This is a genomic window from Tsukamurella conjunctivitidis (genome assembly GCF_007858475.1).
In the GTDB taxonomy this organism is placed as follows: Bacteria; Actinomycetota; Actinomycetes; order Mycobacteriales; family Mycobacteriaceae; genus Tsukamurella; species Tsukamurella conjunctivitidis.
Genome location: NZ_VIGX01000195.1, coordinates 1 through 586, shown reverse-complemented (window position 1 = coordinate 586; position 586 = coordinate 1). Strand labels below are relative to the sequence as shown.

The 586-nt window shown below is 63.1% G+C and carries 1 protein-coding gene; it reads left to right on the top strand.

Annotation, left to right across the window (positions count from 1 at the left end; all coding sequences use genetic code 11):
• Positions 1-73: 73 nt before the first annotated feature.
• Positions 74-586: carbohydrate ABC transporter permease (locus tag FK530_RS25010; protein ID WP_205124268.1), on the top strand; the 513-nt coding region annotated here is incomplete at its 3' end.

The window sequence follows — 586 nt, the reverse complement described above, 5'->3', positions numbered from 1 at the left end:
CATCGCCCTGGTCGTCATCAATGCCCTGCAGCTGAAGACCATGGGCCTCGCGGACGAGGAGGAGTAGCCACCCATGCACACCAAGACCATGGCAGAGAAGCTCACCTTCTACCTCACCACCGGAATCCTGGCACTCGGGTTCATCGCGCCGATCATCTGGACGGTCATCGCCTCCGTCCAGCCCAGCCCGGGGACGAACCAGACGGACGGGTTCGGTCTCGGCAACTTCCTGACCCTCATCCACTACGGCAACGGTCTGGGTTCCTACCTGCGCAACTCGGTGATCGTCACCCTCGTGGCGGTCCTGGCGACCCTGGTGGTCTCGGCGACGGGTGGGTACGCCTTCGCCCGCTTCCGGTTCCGCGGCAAGAACCAACTGTTCGTACTGGTGCTGTCGGTGATGATGGTCCCCTACGCCGCCCTGCTCATCCCCCTGATCGTGTGGATGAAGACGCTGCACCTGCAGAACTCCCTGATCGGCATCGGACTGGTCATCACCCTCTTCCAGCTGCCCTTCGGCGTCTTCATGATGCGCAATGCGTTCGCAGCCATCCCGCGTGACCTTGAGGAGGCCGCCCTCATCGAC